We start from the raw sequence: 17087 nt of genomic DNA on the forward strand, positions 1-17087 counted from the left end.
AAGGTTTCTTAGTCTATGTAGCCCTTGTTACATAATTTTTTACAAAAATTGACCTTTTTTGCATAAAAAATACGAAAATACGAGAAAAGAAGCGAATTTTTTCGAAACTTTTGCGGGAAAATATTGTATGACCCTGCGTTTTTATCGTATCATTAGTAAAAGGAAGAACTCGGGACGATTGTTGGCATCTGCAAATAGAGTTGATGTCTTTTTTTCATTCAAGTGAACCGATACATAAAAATAGATAACATAAATAGAAGGAGTGTGCGAAGAGATGAACATAACAATCTATGATGTAGCGCGCGAAGCAAACGTTTCAATGGCTACCGTATCACGTGTTGTGAACGGTAACCCAAATGTAAAGCCTACAACAAGAAAGAAAGTATTAGAAGCAATTGATCTTTTAGGATACCGCCCAAATGCGGTAGCACGTGGACTAGCAAGTAAGAAGACAACTACAGTGGGTGTTATTATTCCTGATATCTCAAATACGTTTTATGCAGAACTTGCTCGTGGAATTGAAGATATCGCAACAATGTACAAATATAACATCATTTTAAGTAACTCTGACCAGAACAAAGAGAAAGAGTTCCACTTATTAAATACGATGCTTGGGAAACAAGTGGACGGGATTGTTTTCATGGGTGAAGATATTACAGATATTCACGTTGAAGAGTTCAAAAAATCTCCAGTACCAATCGTATTAGCAGCGTCATTTGATGAGCAAAATGAAACGTCATCAGTAAATATTGATTATACACAAGCCGCTTACGATGCAATGAAGCACTTTGTTGAGCAAGGACATAAACGTATCGGTTTCGTCTCTGGTCCTTTCATTGATAAAGCAGGAAGCGCGAAGAAGTTAAAAGGTTATAAAAAAGCTTTAGAAGAAGCAGGTATTTCATATGATGAAAATCTTATAATTGATGGAGATTACACATATGATTCAGGTATAGAAGCGTTTGAAAGACTTTGGAGCATGGATGAAAAGCCAACAGCAATCTTCGTATCTTCTGATGAAATGGCACTAGGTGTAATCCACGCAGCACAAGACGCGGGATTAAACGTACCAACTGATATCGAAGTGCTTGGTTTTGACAACACACGTCTTGCATTAATGGTGCGTCCACAGCTTTCAACAGTTGTACAACCAATGTATGATATCGGTGCAGTAGCGATGCGTCTACTAACGAAATACATGAACAAAGAAAAAGTAGAAGATCACTCAGTTATCTTACCTCACCGTATCCAATTTAGAGATTCAACGAAGTAAGAATAAGGGAGCTCACAGCGATAGCTGTGAGCTCTTATTAGTATTCAGGATAGTATTGTTTAACTACTGTATCGACAGTTTCATTTTTCTTAACATGTAAAAACCTTGCGTACAATTCTGTTCCTGTCTCAAATGACGTATCATTTAATTCAAATACATGTAACACTTTTCGAAACTTCCATGTTACTTGCACATCGTACATATTATCGTACGTATCTTCAGACTGTAGAGCTATCTTTTCACCTAGCTCGTGAGCGTCCTCTAAACTGTTCGCCTTAACGAGAATAATACTTTCTTCAAAAAGTGTATCGTGATTCTCTTCATAATGTTCATCAATTTTACTAGGATTAGGTTCACCTGAATGAACAGATTCAAATAATAATTTTACAGCGTACATATGAGATCAATCTCCTTATGCTGAATGTTTACTTCATAAACAATACTCGCGATAAGTGAATCCGGTATTGTAAATAGGTTACTTTGATAATGGTAATGTATTTGGGATTCTTCATAAGACATTCGCTACAGTGGGGGTTATTCCTTGTTATATGTCACACAAGTGCAAATTTAACTATTATAGGGCAATGTCATGTATAATAGAAAGAAAAGGCTTGTGAGGGGGGAGAAAAGATGATCGTTCTTTGGATAATTACGCTTTGCATGACTGCTATTTTTGCATATATGACGTTAAAACAAAATGGCTTAAAGCGGTTTGTTCCAGGAAGTATTCTTGCAGGAATCGCCCTTATCACGTATGTAATTTCAATTTTTACTGAAAGTATTTCGATAGATTTAAGTACGAGTTTAATGTTTATCGGTATTACACTATTTGCAGGTAGCATTATGGTACTTATGGTTGCAGGTATTATTGCATTTATTCATATGAATTCAGAAACGTTATAGCATATAAAAAAGGCATGTCCCGAGAGGTGCATGCCTTTTATCCGTGCAATTATGCTCTATCTTTAGAAGAGTTTTGTTGTTTTAGTAAGTCGCGAATTTCGCCAAGAATTTCTTCTTCTTTTGTTGCTTTTTCTTCTTTTTTCTCTTCTTCTCTTTTAGATGTTAGCTTGTTGAAAACTTTAACAAACATAAAGATAGCAGCTGCAATAATTAAGAAATCAAAAATAGTTTGGATGAAGTTACCATACATAATAGATGATTTACCGAATGTAAGTTTTAAATCTGTAAAGTTAACGCCGCCCAGTACCATACCAAGTAATGGTGTGATGATATCTTTAACTAAAGAACTAACGATTTTACCGAATGCAGCACCGATTACAACCCCGACAGCTAAATCGATTACATTCCCTTTGAACGCGAATTTTTTAAACTCGTTCCACATGTGTCAATCCCATCCTTTCCACGATTCATTATGAAATTTATAATTCCTATCAACATATTCTATAGAAATTTGTGAGAGAAATAAAGAGGAAATGGGAATGAAAGTAAATTCTGAAAAATGTATCCGTTTTAATTTTTGCTTACAGCTTGCAGTAGAGATTGGAGCATTTGTTGAGATTTTAATCCTTCTAATCCATCTGTAATCGGTTTCGTATCACCTTGCACACATTGGATAAAATGATGAACAGCATCTTCAAATCCGCGCTGCTTTAACGTTGTCTCCCATGATGGTGAACCACTTTGTGAAACGGAGTTTTCTTGCTCAATTTCAAATGTGTTCATATTTTTTACGCGAATGATTTTACCTGCCGTTACAAGTTCAATTTGTTCTAAATTTGTACCTGCATGGCGGTGCATCGCCGTAGAAAGTAAAAGTCCATTTGCAGTTGTATATGTATGATGTCCGTAAAGAAGTTCGTTCTTTTCATTGATTTGCATCATATTATGAACGATGTTAAGGTCATCATTAGCTAGCCAACGAGCAGTATCTACAATATGTAAGTAATCATCTAACATAGTAAAGTCATACGTATATGGCCCCACTTTATTTGTGCGGTGCTTTTCAATTCGAACCCATGAAATATCATTAGCTTGCTCTTTTGCAGCAACGTACATAGGAACGAAGCGGCGGTTAAATCCAACCATTAACTTTCGATTATACTTTTCACTCATTTCAACTAATTTTTCAGCCTGTTCCACTGTAGCTGCTAACGGTTTATCAACATAAACATCGATTCCCTTTTGGAGAAGTTCAGAAACGATCTCATAATGTGTTGCAGTTGAACTATGAACGAAAGCCGCATCACATTCTGAAGCGAGTGCCTGAAGGTTAGCGAAATCTTGAATACGATATTGCTCGCAAATTTGTTTTCTTTTATTAACATTAGGTGTAAACGCTCCCACAAAAGTCCAATCAGTTTCCTTTGTCAGTGTTGGAAGGTAAGCCTTTTGTGCAATACTACCTAATCCAATCATTCCAATACGAGGTTTGCTCATGTTTTTTTCCCACCCTATTATAAATATATAAGTTGTCTAGCTGTATAGCTATGTGACGAAATAACTGTAGCATAGACTGGGGAGAATGGCAAAAAATAGATTTGAAAATGATACGTTTTTTATAGGAAATGAGCTTTTATTTATTTGTCGCTAATAAAATCTTCTCTATCTCTTCAAAGTTATGAGCACGGGCGTGTTGCAATGGGGTAATACCATCATTGTCGGGAATATTTATATCAGCACCATGTTCAATAAGAAGTTGAATGACTTGTTGCTGTGTTTCATCTCCGTTGCTTAGTACGATGGCCTCCATTAAAGCTGTCCATCCGAGGTTATTTACATGGTTTACATCGATATTTGTTCGAGTGAGGAGTTCTTTTATTACATCGAGATAACCATGCTCTGAGGCTGGAATAAGAGCCGTTCCGCCGTAACGATTCGTCAGAGCTGGATCTGCACCAGCATCAATCGTTAGTTTTAAAATGTCTAAGTAACCTTCTGCACCGGCGTATAGAAATGGATTGTTTTTCATATTATCTTGGATATTTACGTCAGCACCAGCGTCGATAAGAGCTTTGGCGGTTTTTACATCATTTTTGTATGTAGCAATCATAAGAGGAGTACGTCCTTTATTGTCCGTTATATTTATGTCAGCCCCTTTTTTGAGTAATGATATAACAGTATTTGTTTCTTGTTTCTTAGTAGCTGTTAGTAGTGCTGTCTCCATGTTTGTCATCTCCTTTTTAACTTCTTGTTCTTGTGAGCATCCTTGTAAAAAAATTACGCAACATATCATGCTTAATGTTTTTTTGAACATGGAATTTCAACCTCCTTTTGTAAGCAATTCGGCATCCTAATTTAAACTGTAAAATAGGAACATTAAATTTTTATAAACTGGTGCTAAAATTACTATAAAATCGCTTGAGTATTTGAACATATATTTTTATGCTTATGAATATGAAGGATAGGTAAAGTGAAACTTTAATCAGTGGGGAGGGTTCATCCCCCACTGATTATTAGTTGAACCAATCGGGCGTTTATGGGCAGTCCGACTCCCACCTAACTCCTTCGCATTCGCCGAATTTTGAGGTGGGAGTCTTACTGCCCGTTAATGCGGGGTAAAGTGAGGATTTTAATTATGTCTATTAAAACAAGGTTTTTATTTTCTTATATTGCCGTTATTCTCGTTTCCATTACGCTTATATTAGTCGCGGGATTTTTAATTGTTTTTTCGATAACGGGTGATTTGGAATCAGTGAAAAATTTCTACAAGAGTTCTTACATCCAAAAGCCACTGACGGCGGAAGAAGAAAATATTTTTCTTGAATTGAAATCGGAGGCTAAACAGAATCAATCACAATTGTTAGATGAATCGTTCATGTCATCGATCGAAGAGGAAGATGTGAAAATAGTTGTAAGGAAAGGAGAAGCAATTTCATATGCTTCAAAAGTATTTGAAAGCGTAGCTTTAAAAGAAGCTCTTCCAAAATTTGAAAAGACAAATATCAATAGTCGTGGCACAACGGAACTAAATGGTACATTTTATCGATATGTAAAATTTGATTTTTATTTTCCAGAGAATGAAGAAGGGAGTATATTTGTACTAAAAAAGCAAAGTTCGTTCGTAGATCTTACACAAAAATTATTTCCGATTTTATTCGTAGCGCTTTTACTTTTAGCCATTTTACTCATTGGACTAGTAAGTTATTTTGTCTCAAGAAGTGTGATAAAACCAATCTTTGTATTGAAAGATGCAACTGAGAGAATTAAAGAAGGAAATTTAGATTTTCAAATTCCAGTTACATCGTACGATGAGGTAGGGCAATTAAATCAAGGGTTTGAGGAAATGAGGAAGAAGTTAAAAGAATCGATTGAAGTGCAAACGCAATACGAAGAAAATCGAAAAGAACTTATTTCAAACATCTCTCACGATTTAAAAACACCAATTACATCTATTATAGGCTATGTGGAAGGAATAAAAGATGGGGTAGCAAATACGCCGGAAAAAATGGATAAATATTTAACAACCATTCATACGAAAGCAAAACATATGGACACACTCATTGATGAACTATTTTTGTTTTCGAAGCTCGATTTGAACCGAGTTCCATTTCAATTTGAAACGATAGAGTTAAATATGTTTATGCAAGATTTAATAGAAGAGATGCAGATGGATTTAAGTGAAGAAGGTATAGAGGTTTGCTTACAATTACTACATGCATCATCATTATATGTAACGGCAGATCGCGAAAAAATAAAGAGAGTTATATCGAATTTAATTCATAATAGTGTGAAGTACATGGATAAAGAAGAGAAGCAAATTAACGTAACAGTATCGAGCATTGAAAATAATGTTATTGTGAAAGTGAAGGATAATGGATCAGGAATAGAATCTGATACACTTCCATATATTTTTGAGCGTTTTTATCGTGCAGAGCAATCACGAAATTCTAGCACAGGTGGAAGTGGACTTGGTTTAGCGATAGCGAAGCAAATTGTTGAAGAACATGGTGGGGAAATTTGGGCGGAAAGTAAGCTTGGAGAAAGCACAAGTATTTTCTTCTCGCTGCAAAAAGTACAGGAATGTGGTGAATGAATTGAAGAGAGTTTTACTAATTGAAGATGAAGTAAGTATTGCAGAATTGCAACGAGACTATTTAGAAATTCATGATTTTCAAGTTGATGTAGAGCATTCTGGAGAAACAGGCTTACAAATGGCTTTGAAGGAAGATTATGATTTAATTATTTTAGATATTATGCTTCCGAAGATGAATGGATTTGAAATTTGCAAACAAATACGTGCTAAAAAAGACATTCCTATTTTACTTGTTTCAGCAAAGAAAGAAGATATAGATAAAATTCGTGGACTCGGATTAGGTGCGGATGATTATATAACGAAACCATTTAGTCCAAGTGAGTTAGTCGCCAGAGTAAAAGCACATATTTCTCGTTATGAAAGATTATCAGGAAATATGGTTAAGAAGCGTGATACATTATACATTCACGGGATTTCTATTGATCAGCGAGCGAGGAAAGTTTTTATAAATAATAAAGAAGTTGCGTTTACAACGAAGGAATTTGATTTATTAACATTTTTTGTAATGCATCCAAATCAAGTGTTAAATAAAGAACAGTTATTTGAACGCATTTGGGGATTAGACTCAGCTGGCGATTTAGCAACGGTTGTTGTTCATATTAGAAAGCTACGTGAAAAAATTGAAAGAGATTCTGCTCATCCGCAATATATTGAAACAGTGTGGGGAGCTGGTTATCGCTTTAATGTGTAGTGAATCTGTCAAATTGTTGATAGGTTTTTTTATTGAAAAAAATGAGATTAAAAATATATTATCTTTATTTTATCTTTTTTTAATAATTTATTTATAGGCAATTTATACCCGCTATTTATTATAAATATCATAGGAAACAATGAAGATATTAATCATAAATTTGGAGGGTATAAAGATGAAAAAAATGAAATTTTTAGTACCAGCAGTAATTGGATTTACAGTACTTGTAACAGGGTGCGCGCAAGGAGAAACGCAGGCGCAATCAAAACAAGAAACGAAGCAAGAGGCGAAAAAAGAGAAGAAAAAGCAGCAAGCACCAATTACGAAACTAGAGCCATTAAATGCGATGACATTACAACTAACATTTGCTAAACCGTTATCAGAAGAAGAAGTGAAATTAGAAAACTTAGATGCTATTAAGAAAAACTTCGTGTTTAGTAATGGCCTGGAAATTGTGAATGTACCGAGACTAAAAACAGGGGCAACGAGTACATATATCGTACCTGTAAAGGTGCAAAAACCAGGTGAAAAATATACGTTAAGTTATAAGGACGGGAAAAAAGAAAAGTTTGAAGGAAGTTCGGAAAAGATTAATGTTCGCCAAGCGAAGCAAGTGACAAATGATACGTTTGAAATTGAATCATTTTTAGAAGAGGGTGTGGTAGATTATGCAAATATTATTGAAGCGTATAAAGCAGGAAGAGGTAATCAAGCATTCCAATTAGATGAAGAAAATAAAGATAAAGATGGTAACCAATATCAAATCATTTCTTCACTTCGTGATAGAAAACTAACGATTACAGCAAGTTCAGGTGAAAAAATTGAAGTCGGATATGTTCCGTTTACACAAGCAGCAGATGGTAGACAAGCGCCTAAATTCCGCTTACCTGCAGGGCAAACGTTGAAACCAGGAACAGAGTACACAATTACGTCTGACTGGATAACTGTTAAAAATCCGAAATTTACTGCTTCGTCTATCGCTCCATTAGTCATTCGAAGTGCAGAAGCAATAGACAATAAATCTATTCAAGTTACATTAGATAAAGATCCGAGCATGGAACTCTTTGCTGGTAGAAAAGTAGAGTTACAAAGTGAAGATGGAAAGAAAGTAGAAGCACAATATCGCTTCAGCTCTCGAAAAGGTGCAGTAGGAATCTTTGACTTACAAAACGGTGCAACTCTGCAGCAAGGAATGAAGTATACAGTTGTACCGATGGGAGGCTGGGCGACTGGCGAACAAGTTGCATTTGTAGGGAAATAGTTCAGAGAGCGTAGGACAATTGTATAAATGACAGATTAAATCGAGTATAAAATCATAAAGGTTTTATGCTCGATTTTTTGTAATGTTGGTATTTTACTCGTTGCCTAAGTGAAAAGGGAATATTAGGTAATTTATGTTAAAATATAAAGAGAGATCAAACATCTTTGTTTTGCTAACACGCACGATAGTTTGAGAGGGAGTGTTAGATTTTGGGGGTTGAATTAAAGAATAATAAATCAAACAAGGCTTTAAAGATTGGAACTAATATCATACTTATCTTATTAATTATTGGTGCAATACAAATGTTTTATGATGAAGATTATACAAATGATCATTTCGGTGGGTTATTTATGATGATCTTTTTTGCAATTAAAATAATTTCTAGTTTTATGATAAGTTTAAAAGAAGGAGATAAAAAGGCAGTATTACTTGATGTGGGTTTAGTTGTTATTTCTTGTGTTCTTTTAGTTGTTTTTAGTGTGAAATATTTCTTTTGAAAAAAGCTCATAGTCTTATAGAGGCTGTGAGCTTTCCTTAATAATAACGGTACTGGCGTAATGATTTATAAAATGTTTGAGTAGAAGAAGTAAACGGAGTTGCTTCTTCTAAAAAAGGATAATGGTTGCTGTTCTCAAATGGAATGAAGATAGAATTACATATGCCATCATGCATCTCGATAGAATATTGAATTGGGCACTGTACATCATGTCTTCCGCATATAATAAGGGTCTTTGTTTGGATGGAAGGTAAATTCTCTCTTAAATCAAATGACGGATATTCATTGGCGAAAGCATTCATCCGGCTAGCGGACATTGTTTTTTGGATTGGTTTACAAAAATAAGAGTTGTAGTTTTCAGGTTTATACAATGATAATTTGGTTCTCTTAGTAGATAATTCTTTTCGTTCTTCCTTTGTAAGATGAGGGCTTTTTAAGTTTTCAATAAGTTCTTGCATATAATGAAACTGTGTATGTTCTGGATGATAAATACAATTTGATGTTTTCGTATAATCGCTCGCTGCAGCCCCGACCACAATTAATGATTGTAAGGCATTTGGATATGTAATGGCATATAAAATTCCAAGCATACCGCCTGTTGAATGACCAGCGAAATGCCATGATGGAAGTTGTAAAGCATCTCTTATTGCTTCTAAGTCGTGAATAGTTTCAATCATACTTAATTCGTTTTCTGTCTGGGCTTTTACAGAGTTACCGGTGTCTCGCAAATTAACGAGGAATACACGATGTGTAGCAGTGAAAACATCCACAAAATAATCACCTGTATTATTAAACTGTGAATAATGATGTGTAATGCAAAGTGGTTCGCCATTGCCTTTTGTAAAAATTTCGAATGTGCCGCGCTTTGTATTGACTATTTGTTGTTTCCACATAGTATCACTACCTTTTTTCATTAGAGTGGAGAAGTCGGTTAGTAACTAAAAATATATCAGCGATTTTTCGATTATATCGACCGCAACTCGAAATATATCAGCGATTATTAAAATATATCGACTTACCGACAGAAACCGACAATAAATAAAAGGAGGCTGTTCAAAAAACGAGCCTCCTTTCTACTTAATACAAAGATTTTGTCATATTATTCCGAATAATTTCAAGAGACTTCGCTACAGTTAATGCGTTTTTTTCTTTGATTTCTGGTTTTCTAGGGATAGGTTGATACATGTTGTCTGGATCTTCCCATGTGAGGGGAAGTTCTGTTTCTGCTTGTCCTTTCCAAGCATCAATCCATTCTGGAGGGAGATAACCTGAGATGTTTTGGATGTTGTTCATTTCGAGCCAAATGAGTGCCCAAGCTCTTGGTACGACGCGCCAGTGGTCATAGCCACCACCGCCGACAGCAATCCAGCGACCGTCGCAATATTCATTAGCGATTTCACGAGCGAGCTTCGGTATTTCACGATAAATGTTCATCGTTGCGCAAAGGTGTGTAAGTGGATCGTAATAATGAGCGTCAGCACCATTTTGCGTTAAAATAATATCCGGTTTAAAGTATGCTGCCACTTCTTTTACAACTGTTCGATATGAATCTAAAAACGATTCGTCTTCTGTAAAAGCATCGAGTGGAACGTTAAAAGAATAACTATATCCATTACCTTGTCCACGTTCATTTACTGCGCCAGTTCCAGGGAATAAATAACGCCCAGTTTCGTGTAATGAAATGGTGCATACGTTAGGGTCGTCATAAAAAGACCATTGTACACCATCACCGTGATGAGCATCTGTATCAATATATAAAACGCGTAAACCGTATTTCTTCTGTATATATTTCATTGCGATAGAGCTATCGTTATAAATACAAAAGCCAGATGCTTTACCGCGAAAGCCATGATGTAAGCCGCCGCCTAAATTGAGGGCGTGCTTTACTTTCCCAGAAAGAACAGCATCGACAGCTGTTAATGTTCCGCCAACGAGTAATGCACTTGCTTCATGCATATTTGGAAACATCGGTGTATCTTCTGTTCCGAGCCCATATGTCATCGCAATTGATTTTTCTAACTTTCCTTCTCCAGCAAGTTTTACCGCATTTATGTACTCCTCTGTATGAATGAATGCAATTTCCTCATCTGTAGCCATTCTTGGCGAGATGACTTGAGAAGGGGAGATAAAACCACTCTTTTGTAATAAATCATACGTAAGTGTGACGCGTAGTTGGTTAAAAGGATGATCAGGGCTAAAAGAATAGCCCCGAAAGTCATCCGAATAAATGAAGGCGCTGCTCATGCTTGCATCCCCATTATGTTTGGCCATAATACGCGGTAGCCCTCTGCTTCGAGTGCTTGAATCACTCTTAGTGGATTCATCGTTTGAATGCGGAAAACAAGTACTTTATCATTCTCGTCTTTTGCTGGATAGACGAGAACGCTCACAATATTAATTTGTAAATTGCTAAAAATAGCAACTACCTTTCCGAGAATACCAGGTTCATTCTTCACTTGAATTTCAATTTGTGAACTAGGCTGATGTGCTCCTGTTAATTTCACTAATGTGTGCAGTACTGTAGATTCGGAAATAATTCCTACTAACTTTCCAGCCTTTGTAACAGGGAGACAGCCAATTTTATTTTCAAAAAATAAAGTAGCAATTTCCTCAACGAAATCAAGAGGATGGCAAGTCATAACAGGGTGTTTCATAATAAGCTCGAGCGGTTGCTGTAGCATATCGAGTGAAACTTGTTCATCAAGAATTGATGGACTTGCATCTCTTACATCCCGGTCAGAAATAATGCCTACTACGTGATTATTTTGATCGACAATTGGAATGTGCCGAATACCTTTCGTACGTATTGTTCGGATTGCTGTTTCGATTGTGTCATCTGGATGCAATGTTACTACATTTTGGTTCATAATTTCTTCTACAATCATTCCAGTTGCCCCCTTTATTAATACATAAAACGATTGTGAAAACGTAGACGATCGAATGCTTGAATCGAATCCGTATCGACGCGCTTACCGATGCGAACCATTAAACAGTTAGCGGGGTGTGAACAAATTTCAGGATCGTCTGTAGCCATCCATTGTAAACCACCGGCATTCATCATTTTTTCCATTACTTTTCGGTATTCCCAAACATTTAAGCCTGTTTGTTTTAAATCCCAGTGCCAATAATATTCTGTCGTTAATATAATGTAATCTTCCATATGATCGTCCATCATTGAAACTTCTAATAAGTTTTTTCCGACAGAGCAACCGCGAAAGGCTGGGACAACTTCAATCGCCCCGAGTTCAATTAAGGTTTCAATCTTTCCTTCTGACCATCGCTCGAGCGGATCAGGATATAAGTATGTAACATATCCAACGATCGTTTGGTCATGTCTAGCAATAATGAGACGAGCTTCTGGTAATTTAGAAATTTCGACAATTGCTTTATATTGCTGCTCGGCAGGACGAAACGCAATTAAGTCTGGATGAAATTCATACATTTCAAGATTATGTGTAGAGACAGGACCTTCAATAATTAAAGTGCCTTTCGCTGTTTTTAAGTTTCTGGCATTATATATTTTTTTATGAATCAATTTATTGCTCACCACCTTGAGGGTTTGTGAATCTATTAATATCGTACTTTATAATATATGCGATGTGAATCGAATTTTGTCATTAAAAATTTGTCTAAAAATCAACAAATATACTGAAAATTTTAAATAATATCATTATAATAGATAATAGAATACATAGGAGGGGGATGTAAAGTATGAAAGTGGAAACGCTTCCTGTCATTAAAGGAGAAAATAATTTGCCGAATTATGAAGAGGCATACGCGAATTTTAACTGGGAAGAGGTTAAAAAAAATTTTACTTGGAATGAAACTGGCCGAGTAAATATGGCGTATGAGGCAATTGATAAGCATGCGAAATCCGATCGAAAGAATAAAGTAGCACTTTATTATCAAGATGGATCGCGAAAAGAGAAATATACGTTTAAGGAAATGAAGGACTTTTCTAATAAAGCAGGAAATGTCCTGAAAAACTATGGCGATGTTGAGAAAGGCGATCGCGTTTTTATTTTTATGCCGCGTTCCCCAGAATTATATTTCGCACTTCTAGGTGCAGTGAAATTAGGGGCAATTGTTGGACCATTATTTGAAGCATTTATGGAAGGCGCAGTTCGCGATCGTTTAGAAGATAGCGAAGCGAAGGTGTTAATTACAACTCCTGAATTGTTAGAGCGCATACCATTAAATGATTTACCAGCTTTAAAAATAGTCTTCCTTGTTGGAGACAATGCAGAAGAAGGCGGTAAAACTGTAGCGTTCAATCCTTTATTTGAACAAGCTTCAAAAGAATTACATATCGAGTGGTTAGGCCGTGAAGACGGTTTAATTCTTCATTACACATCTGGCTCTACTGGTAAGCCAAAAGGCGTCCTTCATGCACAAAACGCAATGGTTCAGCATTATCAAACAGCGAAATGGGTATTAGACTTAAAAGAAGATGATGTATATTGGTGTACAGCTGATCCTGGCTGGGTAACTGGAACAGCTTACGGTATTTTTGCACCGTGGTTAGTGGGGGCATCAAATGTTATTTTAGGTGGACGCTTTAGTCCAGAAGCGTGGTATGAAGCGTTACAAGATTACGGTGTAACAGTTTGGTATAGCGCACCAACAGCGTTCCGTATGTTAATGGGAGCTGGACAAGACGCAATTAAAAAATATGATTTATCACAAGTGCGTCACGTATTAAGTGTTGGTGAGCCATTAAATCCAGAAGTAATTCGCTGGGGTATGAGCGCATTTGGACTTCGTATTCATGATACGTGGTGGATGACAGAAACAGGTGGACAAGTTATTTGTAACTATCCTTGTATGGAAATCCGTCCAGGTTCAATGGGCAAACCAATTCCAGGTGTGAAAGCAGCGATTGTTGATAATGAAGGAAATGAAGTGCCTCCATACACAATGGGGAATTTAGCGATTGGTAAAGGTTGGCCAGCTATGATGCGTGGAATCTGGAATAACCCACAAAAATATGATTCTTACTTCATGCCGGGAGATTGGTACGTATCAGGTGACTCAGCTTATATGGACGAAGATGGATACTTCTGGTTCCAAGGACGTATTGATGATGTAATTATGACGTCAGGTGAGCGTGTTGGTCCGTTTGAAGTAGAAAGTAAATTAATCGAGCATGCTGCTGTAGCAGAAGCCGGTGTAATTGGTATTCCTGATCCAGTGCGCGGGGAAATCATTAAAGCATTTATCGCGCTTCGGGTGGGATACGAACCATCTGATGAATTAAAAGAAGAGATTCGTCAATTTGTGAAAAAAGGCCTAGCAGCTCATGCAGCGCCAAGACAAATTGAATTTAGAGATAAATTACCGAAAACGAGAAGTGGTAAAATTATGCGCCGCGTATTAAAAGCGTGGGAATTAAACTTACCAACAGGCGATTTGTCGACGATGGAAGATTAAGAGAGAAAGGTCTGAACGAAATGACGTTCAGACCTTTCTTTTTTATGTTATGATCAACTTATATATATAAGTTAAAGGGGATAGTACGATGAAAACAGAAAAAGAAAAGATGATACAAGGGGAAATGTACATACCAGCTGATCCGGTTTTAGTACAAGAGAGAGAGCAAGCTCGTATATTAACAAGAAAGTTAAATGAAACATCAGAAGTAAAATTAGAAGAACGTAGTGCAATCGTAAAAGAATTATTCGGAACGACTGGAGATAACATTCATCTTGAATCTTCTTTTAGATGTGATTACGGTTATAACATTCACGTTGGTGAAAACTTTTACGCAAACTTTGACTGTACGATTTTAGACGTATGCCCAGTTACAATCGGAGTGAACTGTATGTTAGCTCCAGGTGTTCACATTTATACAGCAACGCACCCGCTTGATCCAGTAGAGCGCATAAGCGGAACCGAATACGGAAAACCAGTTACCATTGGCGATAACGTATGGATTGGCGGAAGGGCTATTATTAATCCGGGCGTAACAATCGGAGACAATGCTGTCATCGCATCTGGCGCTGTTGTAACGAAAGATGTACCAGATAATGTAGTAGTTGGCGGGAATCCTGCGAGAATCATAAAAAAAATAAAATAATATTTGAACGAAGCGCCTTCCTCGTCTGTATACATTTATGAAAGAATAGATGAGGGAGGTTTTTTATATGTCCAATAAATTGATGCTTACTTTTGCTTTAATTGGAATTATAGTTGTATTTTCTTGTGGATTGTTTTTGCCAATGCCAATTGGATTTAAAGTTTCAATGATTACAGCTGGAGTCATGATGATTGTTATGTTTTCAATTATTATTCCGTTTGATAGAAAATATATAGTACGGAAAAAAGGATATAAAATTGATTTTACAAAAACAAAAGTGTATTTTCGCTGGAATGTATTTGATACTATTTCGGTTTGTCTTGCCGTGTATGCATGCATATGTGTGCAGGCGTTAAATATTTTAGTTTCAACTGGTCATACAATACAAAACCCATATGTTCAATTTTTTACGAATCAATCACAAGTGTGGATTATTGTCGCAAGTGTATATTTAATTTCCCGAATTTCATTAACGTTAAAAGGAATAAAGGAGATCAAAAATCATGGCGCAGATTGGGATTGAGGAGGAGCTCATGCTTGCGTATCAAAATGGAGATAAACAAGCGGGAGCAAAGCTATATGTTTTAATCAAACCAGCGCTATATACATTTTTGTATCGTTTTAACCGAGATGAACAATTAAGTATCGACCTTGTGCAAGATACATTTTTGACGTTAGAACGAAAGAAACACATGTATGAAACCCGAAAAGGCAAAGTAAAAACGTATTTATTTCAAATCGGTTATCGTCTTATGATTAATAAATTAAATAGAAGAAAAAAGTGGCATTCGCTCTTACCGTTTTTAGTACCAATGCAAGAGGTAGAGTTTTCCCACGAAGACCGGCTCACGGTAAGAGATGCAATTTTGAAAGTTCCTGAAGAACAGCGAGCGGTCCTGATTCTTTCTTATTATCATGATATGCAGCAAAAAGAGATTGCAGAGGTACTAGATATTCCTGTTGGAACAGTGAAGTCGAGACTTCATAATGGGATAAAGAAATTGAAACAATTGCTGGAGGTGGATGAAATTGAGCGAAAATCCTTTTAAGAATGAATATAAATTAAAGCAGCATTTAGATAGTGACCATGTAGAAATACCGGATTTTCCAAACACGGTAAGTCGCTTTGATCGATTACTTGGATTTCTTGCTTCTCCAGCGAAAGATCCTGTGGAAGCGACGATTGGGAATGATTTATCGGTTGTGTTTCATGTATCGTTATTAGTTGGTGTTCCGGTTCTTTCTTTGCTAACAATACTATTAGTCGTTTGAGTGAAAAACATACCGTATTTGAAAACGGTATGTTTTTTGTTAGACCTAAAATTATTCTATTTATTATGGTGTTTCATGTTAATATATTAATATTTAATGTGGAATAGAGGTGGAAAAAGTGAGACATTGTTCTAATTGTGGAGGAAAAATTCAAGATTACGATAATTATTGTAGCGGTTGTGGTCATTATTTAGAGAAAATAAGAAAAGATAATTTCGTGACTGAAGTAGACAATAAAGAAAAATTACCTGTAAAGAGTAAGATGGCTATGTTGTGGGAGCAAAAATTAGTAAAAAGAGGTTTGCTTGCTTTCTTAATTATCATTAGTAGTATCGTCCTTATTTATATGAATTCATCTCCGTTTAATACGATGAAAGGTTATTGGTATACGGAAAAATATCATAACTATATTCAAATTCGAGAAATAAATGATGAGTATATTGAAATGGTCTTCTATGATAAAGGGAGAAAAGAAAAAGTTATTCAAGGAAATGTCGTAAATCATAAACGAGATACTGTGAACTTCTACGTGACTGATCGCGGGAAAAATGTAATGACAACATTAGAATTAAAAGATGGAATGCTGTATTATTTTAGTCAAGAAGATACTGCTTCAGGAAGAATGGAATTTACAAAAGGGACGAAAGAGGAATTTAATAATTTCTATAACGTAAAAGACTTTTATAATTCGAATTAAATCTCCTATTTTCTTCAATTTGACACATACTAGTAAATAATGTTATAAAGAAAAGTATATGAATAATTGAGCGTGGAAAGGGAGAAGTAGTGATCATTTCCCTGTTTTAGAGAGCTGATGGTCGGTGAAAATCAGCACATAGATGATCGCGAATTACGCCCCTAGAGCATCTTTTTTCGATTGAGTTATATTCAAAAGGGAAAAGACGGTGCTAAGCCGTTATGTAAATAAGGTGGTAGGCTTTTTTGTCTGCAACTAGGGTGGTAACGCGATGATCAAAATCGTCCCTTATTTGAAGGGGCGATTTTTTTATGTTTTCAACCTT

The 17087-nt window shown here is 36.0% G+C and carries 20 protein-coding genes, 1 pseudogene and 1 other annotated feature; of the genes and pseudogenes, 12 read left to right on the forward strand and 9 right to left on the reverse strand.

The features are described from left to right. The first annotated feature begins 274 nt into the window (after positions 1–274). Positions 275–1273 carry a catabolite control protein A gene (gene ccpA, locus ACE38F_RS05515; protein ID WP_215554432.1) on the forward strand — a complete coding sequence of 333 codons (999 nt, stop codon included), beginning with the start codon at positions 275–277 and terminating at the stop codon, positions 1271–1273. Between the two features lie 37 nt (positions 1274–1310). Here ccpA and ACE38F_RS05520 read toward each other — a convergent pair whose 3' ends face one another. Together ACE38F_RS05520 and ACE38F_RS05525 are read right to left on the reverse strand one after the other, a co-directional pair. Beyond that, entirely contained in the window at positions 1311–1670 is a 360-nt protein-coding gene (locus tag ACE38F_RS05520) for a DUF4288 domain-containing protein (RefSeq protein WP_215554431.1), read from the reverse strand. Beyond that, positions 1658–1792 (reverse strand): annotated as a pseudogene (locus tag ACE38F_RS05525) (DUF3949 domain-containing protein); the annotation flags it as partial. The gene ACE38F_RS05520 and the pseudogene ACE38F_RS05525, both read right to left, overlap by 13 nt. Before the next feature lie 111 nt (positions 1793–1903). On the opposite strand from ACE38F_RS05525, the gene ACE38F_RS05530 reads away from it, so the two are divergent. Continuing rightward, the gene (locus tag ACE38F_RS05530) at positions 1904–2176 is read left to right on the forward strand and encodes a DUF3917 domain-containing protein (protein WP_002112306.1); all 273 of its coding nucleotides are present in this window, start codon (positions 1904–1906) and stop codon (positions 2174–2176) included. Between the two features lie 49 nt (positions 2177–2225). Here the strand turns inward: ACE38F_RS05530 and mscL are convergent, their stop codons facing one another. The 3 genes from mscL to ACE38F_RS05545 all read right to left on the reverse strand — a co-directional run bounded on the left by mscL (position 2226) and on the right by ACE38F_RS05545 (position 4490). Continuing rightward, the gene (gene mscL, locus ACE38F_RS05535; RefSeq protein WP_375370025.1) at positions 2226–2618 is read right to left on the reverse strand and encodes a large conductance mechanosensitive channel protein MscL; all 393 of its coding nucleotides are present in this window, start codon (positions 2616–2618) and stop codon (positions 2226–2228) included. Positions 2619–2746: 128 nt separating this feature from the next. Then, entirely contained in the window at positions 2747–3673 is a 927-nt protein-coding gene (locus ACE38F_RS05540) for a Gfo/Idh/MocA family protein (RefSeq protein WP_375370024.1), read from the reverse strand. 136 nt (positions 3674–3809) lie between these two features. Continuing rightward, positions 3810–4490, reverse strand: a complete 681-nt coding sequence (locus ACE38F_RS05545; protein ID WP_215554427.1) for an ankyrin repeat domain-containing protein — start codon at positions 4488–4490, stop codon at positions 3810–3812. Between the two features lie 321 nt (positions 4491–4811). Between ACE38F_RS05545 and ACE38F_RS05550 the strand changes: the two genes are divergently transcribed. The 4 genes from ACE38F_RS05550 (at position 4812) to ACE38F_RS05565 (ending at position 8718) form a co-directional block, all read left to right on the forward strand. Next, positions 4812–6269 (forward strand): sensor histidine kinase, encoded by a 1458-nt coding sequence (locus ACE38F_RS05550; RefSeq protein WP_375370023.1) that lies wholly within the window; start codon positions 4812–4814, stop codon positions 6267–6269. A 1-nt stretch (position 6270) separates the two neighbouring features. Beyond that, a complete protein-coding gene (locus ACE38F_RS05555; protein ID WP_375370022.1) occupies positions 6271–6960 on the forward strand; it encodes a response regulator transcription factor in 690 nt (229 codons plus the stop codon). A 175-nt stretch (positions 6961–7135) separates the two neighbouring features. Continuing rightward, positions 7136–8221, forward strand: a complete 1086-nt coding sequence (locus ACE38F_RS05560; RefSeq protein ID WP_375370021.1) for a hypothetical protein — start codon at positions 7136–7138, stop codon at positions 8219–8221. Positions 8222–8430: 209 nt separating this feature from the next. Continuing rightward, positions 8431–8718, forward strand: a complete 288-nt coding sequence (locus tag ACE38F_RS05565; protein WP_375370020.1) for a hypothetical protein — start codon at positions 8431–8433, stop codon at positions 8716–8718. Positions 8719–8755: 37 nt separating this feature from the next. On the opposite strand, the gene ACE38F_RS05570 is transcribed toward ACE38F_RS05565, so the two are convergent. From ACE38F_RS05570 to acuA, 4 genes are all read right to left on the reverse strand, one after another. Next, positions 8756–9631, reverse strand: a complete 876-nt coding sequence (locus tag ACE38F_RS05570) for an alpha/beta fold hydrolase (protein WP_375370019.1) — start codon at positions 9629–9631, stop codon at positions 8756–8758. A gap of 163 nt (positions 9632–9794) precedes the next feature. Then, the gene (gene acuC / locus ACE38F_RS05575; RefSeq protein WP_375370018.1) at positions 9795–10961 is read right to left on the reverse strand and encodes an acetoin utilization protein AcuC; all 1167 of its coding nucleotides are present in this window, start codon (positions 10959–10961) and stop codon (positions 9795–9797) included. Continuing rightward, entirely contained in the window at positions 10958–11602 is a 645-nt protein-coding gene (locus ACE38F_RS05580; RefSeq protein WP_375370017.1) for an acetoin utilization AcuB family protein, read from the reverse strand. The genes acuC and ACE38F_RS05580 overlap by 4 nt, the downstream gene beginning before the upstream one ends. 17 nt (positions 11603–11619) lie before the next feature. Beyond that, the gene (gene acuA, locus ACE38F_RS05585) at positions 11620–12252 is read right to left on the reverse strand and encodes an acetoin utilization protein acetyltransferase AcuA (protein ID WP_215554421.1); all 633 of its coding nucleotides are present in this window, start codon (positions 12250–12252) and stop codon (positions 11620–11622) included. A gap of 176 nt (positions 12253–12428) precedes the next feature. Here acuA and acsA point away from each other — a divergent pair, with 176 nt between their 5' ends. From acsA to ACE38F_RS05615, 6 genes are all read left to right on the forward strand, one after another. Continuing rightward, a complete protein-coding gene (acsA, locus tag ACE38F_RS05590) occupies positions 12429–14147 on the forward strand; it encodes an acetate--CoA ligase (RefSeq protein WP_375370016.1) in 1719 nt (572 codons plus the stop codon). 88 nt (positions 14148–14235) lie between these two features. Then, the gene (locus ACE38F_RS05595) at positions 14236–14793 is read left to right on the forward strand and encodes a maltose acetyltransferase domain-containing protein (RefSeq protein ID WP_375370015.1); all 558 of its coding nucleotides are present in this window, start codon (positions 14236–14238) and stop codon (positions 14791–14793) included. Positions 14794–14860: 67 nt separating this feature from the next. Continuing rightward, complete coding sequence (locus ACE38F_RS05600; RefSeq protein WP_375370014.1) at positions 14861–15316, forward strand: hypothetical protein; 456 nt, start codon at positions 14861–14863, stop codon at positions 15314–15316. Further along, positions 15297–15842, forward strand: a complete 546-nt coding sequence (locus tag ACE38F_RS05605; RefSeq protein WP_375370013.1) for an RNA polymerase sigma factor — start codon at positions 15297–15299, stop codon at positions 15840–15842. The genes ACE38F_RS05600 and ACE38F_RS05605 overlap by 20 nt, the downstream gene beginning before the upstream one ends. Next, complete coding sequence (locus ACE38F_RS05610) at positions 15823–16065, forward strand: hypothetical protein (RefSeq protein WP_215554417.1); 243 nt, start codon at positions 15823–15825, stop codon at positions 16063–16065. The genes ACE38F_RS05605 and ACE38F_RS05610 overlap by 20 nt, the downstream gene beginning before the upstream one ends. A gap of 118 nt (positions 16066–16183) precedes the next feature. After that, the gene (locus ACE38F_RS05615) at positions 16184–16762 is read left to right on the forward strand and encodes a zinc ribbon domain-containing protein (RefSeq protein WP_215554416.1); all 579 of its coding nucleotides are present in this window, start codon (positions 16184–16186) and stop codon (positions 16760–16762) included. Positions 16763–16826: 64 nt separating this feature from the next. Then, positions 16827–17054: a binding site (T-box leader), on the forward strand. Positions 17055–17087 lie beyond the last annotated feature (33 nt).

The organism is Bacillus altaicus, assembly GCF_042136375.2.
GTDB classification, from domain to species: domain Bacteria; phylum Bacillota; class Bacilli; order Bacillales; family Bacillaceae_G; genus Bacillus_A; species Bacillus_A cereus_U.